14 protein-coding genes and 1 CRISPR repeat array are annotated in these 15,358 nt (G+C 45.0%); of the genes, 13 read left to right on the top strand and 1 reads right to left on the bottom strand.

The genetic code is table 11. The annotated features are described in order from the left end of the window. The first annotated feature begins 206 nt into the window (after positions 1–206). Positions 207–983: an HNH endonuclease gene (locus VT06_RS17585; RefSeq protein WP_052750271.1), complete on the top strand. Its 777-nt coding sequence runs from the start codon at positions 207–209 to the stop codon at positions 981–983. 237 nt (positions 984–1,220) lie between these two features. On the opposite strand, the gene VT06_RS13350 is transcribed toward VT06_RS17585, so the two are convergent. Next, positions 1,221–1,448, bottom strand: a complete 228-nt coding sequence (locus VT06_RS13350) for a helix-turn-helix transcriptional regulator (protein WP_046554860.1) — start codon at positions 1,446–1,448, stop codon at positions 1,221–1,223. 152 nt (positions 1,449–1,600) lie between these two features. On the opposite strand from VT06_RS13350, the gene VT06_RS13345 reads away from it, so the two are divergent. The 12 genes from VT06_RS13345 (at position 1,601) to cas6 (ending at position 13,795) form a co-directional block, all read left to right on the top strand. Next, positions 1,601–1,831, top strand: a complete 231-nt coding sequence (locus VT06_RS13345) for a hypothetical protein (RefSeq protein WP_046554822.1) — start codon at positions 1,601–1,603, stop codon at positions 1,829–1,831. 25 nt (positions 1,832–1,856) lie between these two features. Beyond that, the gene (locus VT06_RS13340; RefSeq protein ID WP_235357433.1) at positions 1,857–2,999 is read left to right on the top strand and encodes a site-specific integrase; all 1,143 of its coding nucleotides are present in this window, start codon (positions 1,857–1,859) and stop codon (positions 2,997–2,999) included. Beyond that, entirely contained in the window at positions 2,996–3,298 is a 303-nt protein-coding gene (locus VT06_RS13335) for a hypothetical protein (protein ID WP_046554820.1), read from the top strand. The genes VT06_RS13340 and VT06_RS13335 overlap by 4 nt, the downstream gene beginning before the upstream one ends. 321 nt (positions 3,299–3,619) lie before the next feature. Then, the gene (locus VT06_RS18100; RefSeq protein WP_152659026.1) at positions 3,620–3,937 is read left to right on the top strand and encodes a hypothetical protein; all 318 of its coding nucleotides are present in this window, start codon (positions 3,620–3,622) and stop codon (positions 3,935–3,937) included. 562 nt (positions 3,938–4,499) lie between these two features. Further along, positions 4,500–5,591, top strand: a complete 1,092-nt coding sequence (locus tag VT06_RS13320; protein ID WP_046554817.1) for a hypothetical protein — start codon at positions 4,500–4,502, stop codon at positions 5,589–5,591. Between the two features lie 366 nt (positions 5,592–5,957). Continuing rightward, complete coding sequence (gene cmr1 / locus VT06_RS13315) at positions 5,958–7,211, top strand: type III-B CRISPR module RAMP protein Cmr1 (RefSeq protein ID WP_046554816.1); 1,254 nt, start codon at positions 5,958–5,960, stop codon at positions 7,209–7,211. Beyond that, entirely contained in the window at positions 7,208–9,229 is a 2,022-nt protein-coding gene (cas10, locus tag VT06_RS13310) for a type III-B CRISPR-associated protein Cas10/Cmr2 (protein WP_046554815.1), read from the top strand. Before cmr1 ends, cas10 begins: the two co-directional genes overlap by 4 nt. After that, positions 9,229–10,365: a type III-B CRISPR module-associated Cmr3 family protein gene (locus VT06_RS13305; protein WP_046554814.1), complete on the top strand. Its 1,137-nt coding sequence runs from the start codon at positions 9,229–9,231 to the stop codon at positions 10,363–10,365. The genes cas10 and VT06_RS13305 overlap by 1 nt, the downstream gene beginning before the upstream one ends. A 9-nt stretch (positions 10,366–10,374) precedes the next feature. Continuing rightward, entirely contained in the window at positions 10,375–11,241 is an 867-nt protein-coding gene (gene cmr4 / locus VT06_RS13300) for a type III-B CRISPR module RAMP protein Cmr4 (RefSeq protein ID WP_046554813.1), read from the top strand. Next, positions 11,238–11,636, top strand: coding sequence for a type III-B CRISPR module-associated protein Cmr5 (gene cmr5, locus VT06_RS13295; RefSeq protein ID WP_052750270.1), 399 nt, complete (start codon positions 11,238–11,240; stop codon positions 11,634–11,636). Before cmr4 ends, cmr5 begins: the two co-directional genes overlap by 4 nt. Position 11,637: 1 nt before the next feature. Next, positions 11,638–12,777, top strand: coding sequence for a type III-B CRISPR module RAMP protein Cmr6 (gene cmr6, locus VT06_RS17580; RefSeq protein WP_052750269.1), 1,140 nt, complete (start codon positions 11,638–11,640; stop codon positions 12,775–12,777). 1 nt (position 12,778) lies between these two features. Next, positions 12,779–13,795: a CRISPR system precrRNA processing endoribonuclease RAMP protein Cas6 gene (gene cas6, locus VT06_RS13285; RefSeq protein ID WP_046554812.1), complete on the top strand. Its 1,017-nt coding sequence runs from the start codon at positions 12,779–12,781 to the stop codon at positions 13,793–13,795. A gap of 203 nt (positions 13,796–13,998) precedes the next feature. Further along, positions 13,999–15,358: direct repeats of the CRISPR family, unit length 37 nt; unit sequence GTTCAAACGCTGCCCCGACACTAAAGGGGATTAAGAC.

Genomic DNA, 15,358 nt, shown 5'->3' with positions numbered 1-15,358 from the left:
ATTTTTTGTGAAAGTTGTTTATTGAACAGCTAAGAAAGACCGTACTTTGGTTTACTAAGCTAGCATAAATTAGTTGCTTGCGACCATATAAGAACATATCGAGTTGAACATGACACGGCTTGTTGTGTTATTTCAGTGAAAGACTTAGGCTTAGTCGGTTGACCAAAGTCTATCAGGTATATTTCTTAAAAAGGTGTCCTAATAATATGGTTTCATTACGGTCTTACTCTTGGGAGGTACGCAATGAATTTTGTGCTGTTAAGACAGTTGATAAGACGCTGCTTGACGAAGGCACAACAGGCATACCTTTGGATATCATTTCTTTCTTTACGGGAGGAGTACTACATGAACGACAAGAACAGCATCTAGAATTTAGTATTTTAGGCTCGCTGGCGTCTTGCAAAATTTCCAGAAAGCAGCGCCGTCATCGTCTTTTCTTGACCCCCCTCAAGCAAAAATTCTTTGAACTAGGCATTCGAGTGGGTGACTTGTTATTTTTTGAAAGAGATCTGGATGTTAGTAGTCGGTTTATCTTGTCAGTGTTGAATCAAAATAATGAAGCCATTATTCTGCCGCCTGTTACTCAAATGCTCGGAGAAAACAGGGGGACTTATACGACCTTTCGAGTTGGCCATGAGTTTTTTAGCGAACAAGTCAGATTTGCGTACAGTTATCGTTGCTGTCTGTCTGATGTTGACGATATGCAACCAAGTATTCTGATTGCGAGCCACATCAAACCGTGGAAGTTGTCCAACGGGAGAGAAAAAGCTGACAAATTCAATGGCCTGTTACTCGCTCCGCATTATGACAAGTTATTTGATAAAGGGTTTATTTCTTTCTCCGATGCCGGATTGTTAATGCTGTCTGAAAAAGTGCCTGATAATTTAATCCAAAAGTGGGGTTTAGATAGGAAAAAATTAAGCACTATTTACCCACAAACCTTAGCTTATTTAGGATTTCACAGAGAATTTTTCGGGTTTTAAGTCAGCGCAATAAATTTTCATCAGTAGTATTAACCGCAGGTATCAAATAATAAAACCGGTTACCCTCTTTGCGAAACTGCAGCTTACCTGCTAGCCGCAAGTGCATTAGGTGGCAATCTGACACCTTCAATTCCTTCTTCGCTTTTTTGCTGCTTAGCCAAACAGAATCGTTTTCAGCGACAAGTTCGCTTTCGGTCAAGGTGTTAGTTGCTAATTTCAATTTTGATTCTGATGTCATCATGAATCGTTAGTTATATGAGAAGCAACCTTGTCTAAGTCTACGCCAAAGTAAATACACAACTTATCTAAAACGTCAGTAGTGGTGTTGTAGCCCTTCTGATTAGCAAGTTTTGACAAAGTGGTACGGTGAACACCAGTGGCCTTCGCAATTTCCTCGTAAGTAATGCGCTTATCTTCGTGGAATTCTTTATCGGCAATTAATTCTTTCAGTCTAAATCTTATCACGAGCTCCCCCCTCAGAGAGTGCTTAGTGTACATCAAAAAAACCTAACACTCATCATTTGATGCATAAAAACTACAAAAGATGCTTGACAGTGGCATTTATATGCTCATAATGATGAGTATACGCTACGTATGATTGATGTGAGGTACAAAAGATGAGTAAGACATATTTAACAACTGAAGAGCTTTCTAAGCTTATTAAGTATGACGTGAGGACAATTCGCGAAACGCTTAAAGATCGCGTGTTACACGAGGGGGTTCACTACATTCGTCCATTTGGGGGACGTAAGATTTTGTATATTTGGGAAACTATCCAAAAGGACATTGCTAAACCACAAACAGGTTTATTTATTCCAATGGCAAACGGAGGCGTAGCTCATGGGTAATATGAGATCGAGGGGGGCGGGCAATTTGCAATTAGATTTCCGCTATTTAGGTACGCGTTGTCGAGAGCAAACCGCGCTACCCGATAATCCAACAAATTGCAAAACATTAACCAAATTGTTGCAAAGAATTGAAGCGGATATTTTGCTCGGAACCTTTGTTTACAGCAATTATTTTCCAAATAGTAAGATGGTGGTGCGATTTGAAAAGCAACATCAGCGTTTGTTAGCAGGAAATCGAGCGAGTCGGTTACCGACCTTAGAAGAGTTCGCCATTATTTGGTTGGATGAAATGCAAGTTACTTGGCGAGCCTCTTATATTAAGACGATGGTTATATTGGTTCATAACCGTCTTATCCCACATTTTGGGAAAATGGAAGTCGACCACATCACAAAGGCTGATCTTATCCAGTTTCGCGCCACACTCGGCAAAGTTCGTCGCGAAAACGGAGAGCAGATTTCAGCAGGTTACATTAACCGTCACCTGAAAGTTATTCAGAAGATCTTAGATGATGCAGCCGACCGATATCAGTTTACTTCGCCCGACCGTTTAAAACCACTGAAAATGCAAAAGTCAGATGTTGACCCTTTCACGCTAGATGAAGTACAGAAATTCTTACAGTATGTACCAGAGCAATTCGCCAATTACTATGTTGTGCGTTTCTTTACCGGTCTGCGCACGGGAGAAGTGGATGGCTTGAAATGGCGGTTTGTTGATTTCGATCGCAATATCATTTTAGTTCGTGAAACGTGGGTTGGCGGCCAAACGGAATATACGAAAAATGATGGCTCTCAACGTGAAATTCAAATGTCTAAGCCGGTCCGTGAGGCACTTCAACGGCAATATGCCACTCGGACTAAATCAGATTATGTGTTCGCCACAAGGAACGGCACACCGCATAATCATCGCAATATCACACAGCGGGTTTGGTATCCGACGATTAAACAATGTGAGCTTAGAGATCGGGTGCCTTATCAAACACGGCATACCGCGGCCACACTTTGGTTGGCTGCGGGGGAAAATCCCGAATGGATTGCTCGACAGATGGGGCATACCACCACAGAAATGTTGTTTAGGGTTTATAGCCGTTTTGTACCGAACTTAACTCGGCAAGATGGTTCTGCGTTTGATTTATTGTTGCTAGCTCATAACAGTGGAGGTGTTAAATGATCCATATTGAGCAAACACCATTATTCCGAACCATTCAAGCAGAGAAAAACTTACGTAAAAAAGCGCGAAGTTTTTCAATAAACTTGATTGTTGCTCTCAAAATTAACCCTTACGGTCGGGAGCTTATTCCAGTGTGTGCAACTGAACGTGCGACTGATAATTGCGATGCCATTTATCAATGGGTTAAGCATGAAATGTGTTGTCCGAGCTGCGCTAAACAATTTGATTTTTCGGCACTTCAACAACGGTTAGTACAATTCTTACTCGAGAACAGTCACCAGACGGAGTATGTTGAATAAAAAAAGTTACTTTGAGAGGTTATTTAAAAGCGACTTTTAAAAGCCATATTTTGAGTAATATGGCTTTTTTTTGAGCGTAAGCGTAACACCAACCGCACATTCCAAGCTTAGCTAAATCTTCTTATCCTGTCTGGATGTATTACCAAACAGGATTTTGATTTCTGAGTATTTTATTTCTTCAGAATTTGTTCAAGCCGCGAGTAAGCCTCAACATGCTTTTCTGGTTTCATTTTGGCCATATTTTGCAGTTTCCAACGAACCAGATGTCTCTTTAGCTGCGCAAATGTTCACTGATGTGGCCGCGGGCAGCTTGGTTCAGGCTTGGGAGATTCTGTTGGTGCAGCAGTATTTATTGGTGCTGCTGCGCTTTCACTTCTTGCTGGGGATGGTAGTCTGAGTATAACGAATGTTGTCTTATTACCAGCTGAAATTGATGGTAAAACTCTAGACTCGAAAGAGGTTTCGAAATCTGTAGCACAACAACTGATTGTAGCGCGTTATTCAGCAGCGGCAGAGCGCTTTGGTTATAGCTTTGTTTGTGAGCATTCCTGCGATGCCTTTCCTTCCTTGTTTAGGATGAAGCAAAGGCAAGATACTGTTCCATCACCTTTTATTTATGCACACCTAATGCTTCGCTAGCTGTATTAAGGTACTTAACTTTAAAACGTTACAACGTCACTTTGTGCACTTTTTGTTAGAGAATACTCACCAGTCGGAGTATTACGAATGCGTAAAATGCCAGAGTACGCTGGAACTTTTATTTTTCTACTTTATTGCGCGTGATCTTACGCTTCCATTTTTATATGCATATGGTATTCGGGAAAATGCCGCAGGACAGATCCGTGTTGTAAGAACTGACCCTTTGTTGGAAATTAATACACAGCATAAGATTATCATAACCTGTAGTTGGTATTATGCGTTAGGTGAGATGATGATTGAGCCTGCTGAAACAGCATGTTACGTTAGCATATTTAAAGGGCTTAACATGCCGCTCATAGATAATGAGCTTGTCGTAGCATCAGTAGTGCTTACGCCACTATAAACTGTTATAGGCTCTGTTGTGCCGTTTAAAGCAGAGAGCCATTTGAATGGGCTCTGCTTTTTTAATTTCCTTTTCTCTGCTTTAACAAGTTTGTAAAGCCTCTTGTTAGTAAACATTGCCATTAAGCTTACCTTATCTATTCACTAACAGGTTGTGGGCATGCAGCAGCATTTACATCGTCAACCATTAGATTTGGCCAGCATATTGCGTTATGCCAAAGAAGACATTGTTGATATTGCTGCACCGCTGGGTGTAGATGCTGTGGCATTGTTGGCTAAGCTGCCTAACCACTCTGTATTGCTAAGAGGTAATGCAGTACCTGTAATTGCCAAGCGTTACCAAGGCTGCTGTTCAGTGCGGTATTACCTTAATTACACTGCTAATGGCCAGGCGTGGCCATTTTTCCGCTTTAGAACTTTTAAAGATGGGGGGTTAACCGCTGATTTTAACGGCTTGCGTTGGTTAGCGCGCCAGCCACAGCAGCTAACGTCATCTGCTTCGTTGGCTAAAAAAGAAGTGGTTTTGGCCACTACTGACAATAACCTTTCACTCGGCTGCTCAGAGCAAGCTTATGAAAAGCAGCGTGCGGTGTATTTTGCTATTTTACAAAATGCTTTTGCCAAGGCGTCGGCCGTAGAGCCACAGCAACCCTATTTGCAGCAACGCCTGGGTGGTCATGTTACTGCGGCACTGTTAAATCGTCTTAAGATGCGCTGGTATAACCATAAAATATTGCTGCCAATTGAAAGGCTAGGCGGCGACGTTGTGGGGTTTCAAACAATTGATCCGGCATTAGCCAGTGATAACAAACGAAACGTTGTTGCTTTCACTGGTGCCATGAAAGGGAGCTTTGTTAGGGTTACTCCTGTGCGTGGTTTGCAGTTTTATCCAATCTTATTTTGTGAAGGCATTATTACCGCGCTTACGCTGGCTTTGGTATGGCCGGGTGAAATACGTGCAGTATTAAGTTGCAATAATTACGGCCATTGCCGTAAGCATCTGAATGAGCGCGTCTATTTTGCTCACGATATGGATGTGTACAAACCAAAAGTAGGAAATGTGGGTTTAAATAACGCCCTAGTGGCAGCACAGCCAGATGATTATTTTATGACACCGCAGTTTCTGTCTATACACGGTAAAGAACAGCCAAGTGATTTTAACGACATGTTAAGGCTATACGGTATCAATGTTCTGCAGCAAGCAATGGAGCAGGTATGGCAGGCTAAAACAACGGCTCAGAATTTAAGCTAACAAACTTGTCAATTGCCAGTTGGCACCCGTGGCACAGTAAACTTGTTAAACGTTTATCGGCAGCAGTTTAACGAGAAAAGTGCAGATTGTAATGCTGTGGCGTAGGCTGCAAAACATAACAAAGCCGAGCCTTACTATGTTAATTGACTTTAATGCTTGATATTGATAAAACTACGTACCCATTTAAAAAGGAATTTGAATGTCTACTCTTTTCATAACGTTAACCCTCTACCTAAGCAAAGCTGCCCGGCTTAGTACCTTCAGTGATTACAGCTGGGTAACACGGCCAATAAGCTACTGCGTGTCATGTTTCTCTGTGCCCCTTTTGGGTTCGTGTTTTGCTCTATTCAGATAAGCGAGTCTGTTATGCATATTATTACTGCTCAGTTTGAACTGGTAAGTCCCATGTTTATTGCTGGTTATACCAATCAAAACCAGGATGACTACCTAACTATACGGCCTACTGCTGTTAAAGGTGCATTACGTTTTTGGTGGCGGGCCCTGGTTTATCCGGCGTTGCGACAGCAAAGTGCGAATGCCCAAGATGCCTTAAAAAAACTACATAAGGCAGAAGCCGCATTATTTGGCAGTGCTGCCAGTGATAATAGCAACAGTGGCCAAAGCTTAGTTATGTTGCGGATACCTGAGAACGCGCAAATAAAAGACACCGTTAAAGCCGCAGAAGATGTCAGTGATAAAGGTGCTGGTCTTAGTAAATATAGTGGCTGTCAGTATTTGTTAGGTATGGGGCTTTATAATTTCAAAACAAAATTACAGCGTGCTTATTTAAACGTTGGCACCTCGTTTTCATTGCAATTGGCTTTTAAACCTGCTGTTACGCCTGAGCAAATTGCCCAGGTTAAACAAGCATTGCTTGCCTTTGGCTTACTGGGCTCTTTGGGCAGCCGGGCGCGTAAGGGGTTCGGCTCAGTGCAATTGTTAGCCTGGACCGAGGATCAGCAGCCGCTGGCTGTGCCTTTGACAAAGCAAGACTACAAGACCGCTGTTGCTGAGCTATTTAACCAGGGGCAGCGTTTGCAGGAATTACCGCCATTTACAGCCTTTAGTGCTTATGCCATGGCAGATATTTCTTTAAGTGATAAAACAGCCACTGCCGCTATAAATAGTGTTGGTGAAAAACAGCAACGTTATCGCGGTTATGGCGAGGGGAGTAAAGGCCCTCATTTAGTTAGTGGCAAGCCGGCTTTACAACTTTTTACCGATGACCATGACAATATGTTGCGGATTTTACAACAGAACGCAAAGCCTGTGCAGCCGCGCCGGTTAGTGTTTGGTATTCCACATAACGTCAGATTTAGTGATAACAAAGGTAGCGTCAGCATTGAGTTAGCACAAAAAAATCAAACTCGCCGGGCATCACCATTATTTGTGCATGTGCATAGGTTTGGCCAAGAATATGTTGCAGTGCAGTCGCTATTGGCGGCAGAGTTTTTCCCTGATCTAGCCGAGGTCAAGTATAAGGGCAAGGCGTATCCTGCAACCGCCATCGACTGGTCGGTAATTACCGATTATTTAACCTTACCAGTGTATCAGGGGGCGCAGGCGCAGGCTGACGGTTTTACCGCCCGAGAAGCTATTTTTAAAGGGAGTTTAGCATGAAGCAGTACTTTCATTTAACTATTGGTCCGGTGCAAAGTTTTGTTGCACAGGCCAGACGAAGTAAAGATTTGTGGAGTGGGTCGTTCTTATTGTCTTGGCTATCTGCTGTTGCTATTGCGGCAGTGCGCAATCAGCACCAGGATAATGCTATTTTGTTTCCTGTGCCAGACGATCATTTTATGCAAGCGGTTACCGGACAGGTTGATAACGGCCCAAAGCAGGGCGGTATTCCAAACAGGTTTAAAGGCGTAACCGCCGAAGTAACGGCAGATTTTCCAGCGCATGAAGTATCACAAATAGTGCAGCTGGCTTGGCAACAAGTGGCTGAGCTGGTTTGGACAAATGATATTGTGCCATTTTTTTCTGCCCATAGTCAGTTTTCAGTAGAGCAAAGTCGGGCTATCTGGCTGCGACAGCTTGGTAATATCTGGGAAATAAGCTGGGTGCTAACGGATAACAGTAATGCTAGTAACTTATTAGATCGGCGTAAAAACTGGCGTAATCATTACCCCCCTGCTGAGCCGGGCGATAAGTGTATGATGATGAGCGGCTGGCAAGAATTATCAGGTGAGCTTACGGCAAACCGCCGCCGCGAATTCTGGCAAGCGCTACGTCAATCATTAACTGTAGGCAAAACTGACTTAGAAGAAGGTGAGCAGGTATGTGCCTTAGGGTTTGTTAAGCGCCGTTTTGCTCACTATTTTTATCAACTGCAGCTTGGCGAGCAGCAATGGGCTGCAATGTTGCCTGCAAATTTCCAATTAAAAGCGCCAACATTGCAAGGGTGGTCGTTTAGCATTGACCGTGATGCCGAGCAAGAAGACTATGATCCAACGCATGTTCCTTCATTGCCGCTGCTTGCAGCGCTGCCCTATATGCGGGCAGCCTATGATGCTATTAACGCTGATCCGGCGTTGTTATCTACGTTTACCTTGTTTGCTGAAAAAGCCAAGCAGCAGCTAGGTCTGGCGGGACGCTACGTTAGTTTTAGCTCCATAGAGCAGCGTAAAGTTGCAAGTAAGTTACCGGCGTGGGTAAGTCACCTAGATGGTATAAGTTACTTCGCCGGGTCGTTGTTAGCCGGTCAGTCTTATCAGCATTTGCGAACTCAGGAAATTGTGACTCGGCTAAATAATTTTAATAAAGCAGCCGGCCTGGCTGGGCCCTCCCCTTATTATGCATTGTTGTTAATGGATGGCGATTCACTCGGTAGTCAAATGAGCGATCCCAAAAAACAAGTGGGTATTAGTGCGGCGTTAAACAGTTTTACCCGGCAAGTGCCTGCTATTGTCCAACAACATGATGGTTTTTTAGTGTACGCCGGAGGTGACGATGTTCTTGCTTTGTTGCCGCTTGATACAGCGATAACTTGTGCGCGGGCTGTTGAGCGGTGTTACAGCACCTGCTTTGCCAAAGCAAGGCAGAATACCGGGTTGTTCAGCACGTTGTCGGGTGCTATTCAGTTTGCGCATTACCGGACTCCGCTAATGAAAATTGTCGCCGAAGCTCATCAGCTATTAGATGATATTGCCAAAGAGCAAACCGGTCGCGATAGCCTGGCCATTCGGATTAACAAGCCAGGTGGTATGCATGCGCAGTGGGCAATGCCGTGGAGTAAGTTGTATCCTAAAGCTGAATCGCAGCCCAGCTTGCTAGAAACCGCTTTGCGTGTTTTTGAGCATAAAAAAGCTTTTGTAACAAACAAGCTGCTTTTTAAGCTTATTAGCAGCCTGGAAGTGTTTGCCGATGGTGGTTTAGACAGCGTCACCATGATGCGATTAGCTGCTGCCGAGTATTTTCATTCAGGCGAGCAACTTCATTTAGATAAAAAACAGCTACAGCACGACATGGAGCATATCGAGCAATTAATGGCGTTATGTCAGTTATTACAACGGCAACTACCAGATAAGCAGGGTAACAGTGTGATTAAGTTATTACCGGGCTTACAACTTGATGGCCTTAAGCTTATTCGGTTTTTGGCTACGGCTGGCGCCGAGCAGCAAGAGGAGCTTGCATAATGCAATTTGTATTTAGTCAATTAGACAGCTGGTGTTTTCGTGAAGCTCGGCCGATGGGTGCCTTGGGCGGCACCGCTATTGAAACCTTATTTCCGCCACCGGTCAGTACCTTGGTTGGTGCCTGCCGTACTTTAATGGGTGACAGCCAGCATATCAACTGGCGCGACTTTGCAGCAGGTAAATTGCCTGAAATGTCTGCTTTACTAGGTAACGGCAGCCATACAGGAGAGCTGCAGTTTGATTATCCCTATTTAAGAGTAAAACAGCACGGCATCTGGCAACGTTTATACCCGGTACCTGCGCTGTTGGCACGGGAAGATAAGCGGCTATTAGCCATGGCCCTGGGTAATGAGCCGGTACTATGTGATCTTGGCCTGGTGCGTTTGCCAGAGCTTGCTAAAGGGGTATTTGCTGCCAAGCCAATAGAAAATAGTTGGTTAACAGAGCAAGGCTTGGCCTGTTTAATGGCCGGTAAACTCCCTAAACTTGAGCACTTTATTGCGGTAGAGCAATTAATGCAGCGCGAGGTTAGGTTGGGTATCGCCCGGGACAATAGCAAGGCTACCGTTCAAAAGGGTGCCTTATACCAAACGGAGCATGTCAGACTAAAAGAGCAGGCTGAATTTGAACAAATTGAATTAGTCGTGCCTGTTACTGGTATACCTGAGCCTATTGCCCAGCTGTTAATTCAGCAATCATGGCAAGTAAGGCTGGGGGGGGAAGGGCGCTTGGCGCATGTCATGGTAGAGCATGACACCACTCGCCACGAAACCCGGCAGCATACTGCCAGCACTGGCATATTGTACTTTACCAGCCCAGCTGACTTACAACACTGGCTACCAGCCCAGTTTGCCGCAATACAAACCGATGGCGTAACACAGTGGCAGGGCAAGCTTGGTGATGTAACAGTAACAATAGAAGCTTTTTGTGCCGCAAAGGCAGTAAAACTGGGTGGTTGGGATAGTGCCTTACGCCAACCCAAACCCGTAAAAGCTTTAGTGCCCGCTGGCGCTTGCTATTTTGTGCAGTGTACCCAACCAGACAAGCTTACTGAATTATTAAAACAATATCGTTTTGGTGAACAGGCCGGTTTTGGTTTAGGCGCCTGCCTGTATTTACCCCGAATTAACGCTTAAGGATTAATTATGAACGCGAACGCTATTTTAGGATTAACTGCTCAAACCTTTATTCATGCTGGTGCCAGTTCAAGTGAGGCAGCCATTGATTTGCCAATACAGCGCGAAGCTCATACCGACTGGCCAGTGATATTTGGCTCGGGCATGAAGGGCGCCCTACGCAGCCACTTTGAAACTTTATTGGCGCAACCTAGTGATACGGTTGCTATATTTGGCCCAGACACCAACAATGCAGCAGAGCATGCTGGTGCCTTACTAGTAAGCGATGCCCGTCTGGTGTTATTACCGGTGCGGTCAATGACCAGTCACGTTAAATGGGTTACCTGTCCGGCATTACTAAAACGGTTACAAAATGATTTGCGCCGGATGGCAATGCCAGAACTAACGTTACCTGATTTTACCAAGGTAAATGCAAACCAGGCGCTAAGTGCGCAAGGGGCAGGCAAGGTTTATTTGGAAGAGTTTTGTTTTGACACGCAGACCGAAGATCTTGTTGCCGTATTAGAGTTACTTACTTTTCTTGGCGGTCAGGACTTAAAAGCTGATTTTGCCCAAAACTTGCTTATTGTCAGTAATGATCAGTTCCGTTTATTGTGTCGCAGTGCCGTGCCAGTGCAAGCACATATTGCTTTGGATAGTGCCACAAAAACCGTTAAAAACGGCGCCTTATGGTATGAAGAAAACTTACCGCCAGAAACGTTAATGTATTGCTGTTTATCGTGTACCAGTGGTCGCGATCAACAAAAAACCAGTGCTACAGAGCTGCTTAGTAAGTTGGAAAACGGTTTTGAGCAAAAAGGTTTTATGCAAGTGGGCGGTAATTTAACCACTGGTATGGGCTGGTTTCAGGTTAACTGGCAAGGAGTGCAGGCATGAGTACAATGCAATTACAAAGTCAGCTTCGGGCTAAGTTTGCCCTGGCAAGTATTACGGAAGCACAAAGTTGGTCGAAAGACGAACAAAAAGAGCTTAAAGCCTATGTGCAAAGTTTACCCGCCATGATCCAAATTAACGGCTTTGGCCAGGCTATCGCGTTTTATAAAGCGCATCCAGCTGCTAAAAAAGGTGGTAAAGCTTATCAGGCTATTTATAGCTGGATTAGCACTTGGCTTAACCAGCAGCAAATTTTCAGCACAGACTTAATGCAGGCTATTTGCAACAATGATATGGCGAAGTATCAGCAAGCTACAGCTGAAACGCAGGCATTATTGGTATGGTTTAAAAAATTTGCCCGTGCCTATCTAATTACTGACGATGCAAACGGAGGCTAAAATGCAACCTTTTTACAAGGCCGAGGCGCCTCATCCCACCACGCTGCAGGCTGGCCAGGCCAGCAGTGTTAACTTAGGTTTGTTTTTTAGTCGTTTTTTTAGCTGGACTGAATTTAGTACCACAGCCAGTAGTTACAAAGATGACAAAGACCGCTTTTTAAAACAGTTTTACATTAATGGTTGCGGTAGCCAAGAGCAAATGAACCGGGCAGTGTTACGGCAAATGTTACTGAATAAGCAACAGCCTAGTCGCTATGCGGTTATGAAATCTGACTGGCATTGGGTGTCGGGCATGGGTAATGCTCATCCACTGGAAAATGGATTTAGCTGGCACCATACGTTGTCAATGCCTTACTTACCCGGCAGCAGTGTTAAAGGGTTAGTGCGGGCATATTGCGAAATAAATGGTATGGCACCCGCACGTTTAAAACAGTGGTTTGGCAGTGAGTCTAAAGATCCAAGTAAAAACGTTACTGATAATCAGGCCGGTGAGTTGGTGTTTTTTGATGCTATTCCCTGTGAGAAAGCCGATATATTGCCGGATATTATGACCCCGCATACCGGTGACTGGCAGCAAGAGGGAGGCAAAGGTAAAACGGCACCAGCCGATTGGCACGACCCAATACCCGTAGCGTTTTTAGTGGCACGAAATTTAACGCTGTTATTTTCGGTGGCCAAAGCATCGCACGCCACTATTGCCGACAGTGAAGTGGACGAAGTGCTTGAATTACTAGAGCAAGCTTTAGGTTTTCTGGGCGCGGGGGCAAAAACAGCCACGGGTTATGGTGCTATGTCTGTTTCAGCGTCGGGTTTAAAAAAAGCAGAGCAAGCAAGAGACAACCGCTTGGCCGACATTGGTGCAGCACAAGTAAAACATCAAGCGGCTGTAGCACTTGGCCAAATGAGTGAAAACGAACGGGTTATAACCTTATTACAGCAAGATATTGCCGACCCCAGTAAAAATGAACTGGTGATGGCCCACATAAAAACCTTGGTTGAACAAGGTGAAGCGCAAGCCTGGCCATTGGCAGATCGGGTGAAATTAGTTGGTATGCTTAAAGGCAGTAAATATATGGAGATTAAAAACAAAGACAAACTGAAGGTACGCAAAGCGGCACTGAGCATGTTAGAGCAGAATTAGCATGTCGCAAAGAACGTTGCATAGTGTATTGCACAATACGGTGTTGCATAACAACACCTTGCAGGGCCAGCCGCAGCAAGACATATTGCTAGCGGCGGCCGCAAACGTACCTTATAGCCATTGGCAAATTGCCTTACGTTTTAATGCAAACGCCGAGCTTGACGCTTACAAAGGAAACGTTTTGCATGGCGGCTTTGGCCGTGCTTTAGCTCTGGTGTGCCCGCAGTTGTATAGCAACTTGTTTGGCCAACAAGGCAACAATAACCGCAAAGCCTGCCCATTTATGCTTTATTGCACAGATGTAAGCCAAAGCCATTATGCTGGCGGCGAACAACTGGTTTTTGAGCTGCGGTTATACGCGCAGGACCCAGCCTCGTTAACGCTTGTGCGGCGCGCTTTGCTGGCATGGCAACAACTGGGGTTAGGCAAGCAAAGAACGCAGTTTAAGCTATTGCATATTACTAACCACCAGGGTGAAAGGCTGTATAGCCTGGAGCAGGGTGAGCTATTAATACCCTGCCAACTAACGCTAGCAACCTTGCTTCAACAAAAACTGCAGGTAATACCCGCAATGCAATGGCAGCAAGCCGCCGCCACCTATTATCTTGAAACGATAAGCCGCTGCAGAATACAACTAAAAGGCCAGCCGCTAACAGCGGTGCCACCAGCCCATGTCTGGATAAATGCGGTGGTGCGCCGTTTTTTAGGCTTGTTAGCCGAAGTGATACCGTCGGCAGAGCTAGCTAAGGTAATAAATATAACGCCAACACTGCCAGCCATACAGTTAGTGTCGGTAACCGCGCAGTTTTCTGATTGGCAAAAGTACAGTGTGAAAGATCAGCGGCAGGTTAGTATTGGCGGGTTAGCCGGTCACTGGGGTTATGCTGGTATAACGGCCACGGTTTATAGTTATTTATTGTTAGGTGAATATATTGGTATTGGTAATAAAACCAGCTTTGGCTTTGGCTGCTATCAAAGCAGTTTAGGCTTTAGTTCCAAAACGTTATCGATACAATAGTTATTGGCCAATGGCCTTTGCTTAGTAACATATTTATTAGGCAATATGTTCGGGGTAGTTCTATCCTGCTTAAACGTAGGGTATATTAACTTAGCTCTTTAACAACTTAATTGTACAAAAATTAGCCAATTTACTGGTTAAAAAGTAATCAATAAAAAGCGTTTGCAAGTATTTGTTTTTTATATAGAAAAAAACGTGCTAGAGTTCAAACGCTGCCCCGACACTAAAGGGGATTAAGACTTTTAGCAAAGCGCGCCCGGCGCGGGTTGTGGTTCAAACGCTGCCCCGACACTAAAGGGGATTAAGACTTTTTCAAGGCTTGCCATGCCTCGCTCGGTGCGGGTTCAAACGCTGCCCCGACACTAAAGGGGATTAAGACGGGTATTCGACGTTTCTTACATATCTCATTTCGTTCAAACGCTGCCCCGACACTAAAGGGGATTAAGACTCGGAACAGGATTGTTTAAACCATGTTCCACGGTTCAAACGCTGCCCCGACACTAAAGGGGATTAAGACTTTCATAAATTCCCATACTCACAAGCTTTCCGGTTCAAACGCTGCCCCGACACTAAAGGGGATTAAGACTGGAAGCAATGGCTGCTAAATACAAAGACACTAGTTCAAACGCTGCCCCGACACTAAAGGGGATTAAGACCCCACAAGGCCGAAGTCCACAGCACTACCCGACGGTTCAAACGCTGCCCCGACACTAAAGGGGATTAAGACCTTGCGCGGAGTGCGCGCAGGAGCCGTAGGAACCGTTCAAACGCTGCCCCGACACTAAAGGGGATTAAGACGTATAGTTCGCCCCCTAGCCAGCCCTGATTAAAGTTCAAACGCTGCCCCGACACTAAAGGGGATTAAGACCTATATGTGTCTATCAGCTCTTGCAGTGCTAAGTTCAAACGTTGCCCCGACACTAAAGGGGATTAAGACATTTGCTACCGCGCATGGATGAAGCAGGTTGGCGTTCAAACGTTGCCCCGACACTAAAGGGGATTAAGACTAGGCTACTTGCGCGGAGTACGAACCCGCGCAGGTTCAAACGTTGCCCCGACACTAAAGGGGATTAAGACCTAACGGCAAGCCTTTCGGCAAGCGGAACACCGTTCAAACGTTGCCCCGACACTAAAGGGGATTAAGACTTGGCTTCCTGTGCTGCTGTCCAGTTCTTTGCTACGTTCAAACGTTGCCCCGACACTAAAGGGGATTAAGACGTGGAGATATAAGGTTACTTCGCTGCAGCTTTGCGTTCAAACGTTGCCCCGACACTAAAGGGGATTAAGACTCTTGTAATCAGTTGCTTGCGTTGGCGCTACATGTTCAAACGTTGCCCCGACACTAAAGGGGATTAAGACACATGACCAGCTGGCGCATTGGCCATTGCCTTGTGTTCAAACGTTGCCCCGACACTAAAGGGGATTAAGACTTTAAGCTGATTGATTATTTCTTGATTACTTTTTGTTCAAACGTTGCCCCGACACTAAAGGGGATTAAGACATCTGACCAAAGTTTACTGCACTCCCACTTGGGGTTCAAACGTTGCCCCGACACTAAAGGGG

This window comes from Arsukibacterium sp. MJ3 (genome assembly GCF_000987765.1).
GTDB lineage: Bacteria > Pseudomonadota > Gammaproteobacteria > Enterobacterales > Alteromonadaceae > Alishewanella.
This window is presented reverse-complemented; position numbering and strand designations above follow the sequence as displayed.

Excerpts from the sequence above, each read along its gene's own strand:
- cas10 (WP_046554815.1), top strand. The coding sequence starts at position 7,208 with ATGAAGCAGTACTTTCATTTAACTATTGGTCCGGTGCAAAGTTTTGTT.
- VT06_RS17585 (WP_052750271.1), top strand. The coding sequence starts at position 207 with ATGGTTTCATTACGGTCTTACTCTTGGGAGGTACGCAATGAATTTTGT.
- VT06_RS13335 (WP_046554820.1), top strand. The coding sequence starts at position 2,996 with ATGATCCATATTGAGCAAACACCATTATTCCGAACCATTCAAGCAGAG.
- cas6 (WP_046554812.1), top strand. The coding sequence starts at position 12,779 with ATGTCGCAAAGAACGTTGCATAGTGTATTGCACAATACGGTGTTGCAT.
- VT06_RS13305 (WP_046554814.1), top strand. The coding sequence starts at position 9,229 with ATGCAATTTGTATTTAGTCAATTAGACAGCTGGTGTTTTCGTGAAGCT.
- cmr4 (WP_046554813.1), top strand. The coding sequence starts at position 10,375 with ATGAACGCGAACGCTATTTTAGGATTAACTGCTCAAACCTTTATTCAT.
- cmr5 (WP_052750270.1), top strand. The coding sequence starts at position 11,238 with ATGAGTACAATGCAATTACAAAGTCAGCTTCGGGCTAAGTTTGCCCTG.
- cmr1 (WP_046554816.1), top strand. The coding sequence starts at position 5,958 with ATGCATATTATTACTGCTCAGTTTGAACTGGTAAGTCCCATGTTTATT.
- VT06_RS13345 (WP_046554822.1), top strand. The coding sequence starts at position 1,601 with ATGAGTAAGACATATTTAACAACTGAAGAGCTTTCTAAGCTTATTAAG.
- cmr6 (WP_052750269.1), top strand. The coding sequence starts at position 11,638 with ATGCAACCTTTTTACAAGGCCGAGGCGCCTCATCCCACCACGCTGCAG.
- VT06_RS13320 (WP_046554817.1), top strand. The coding sequence starts at position 4,500 with ATGCAGCAGCATTTACATCGTCAACCATTAGATTTGGCCAGCATATTG.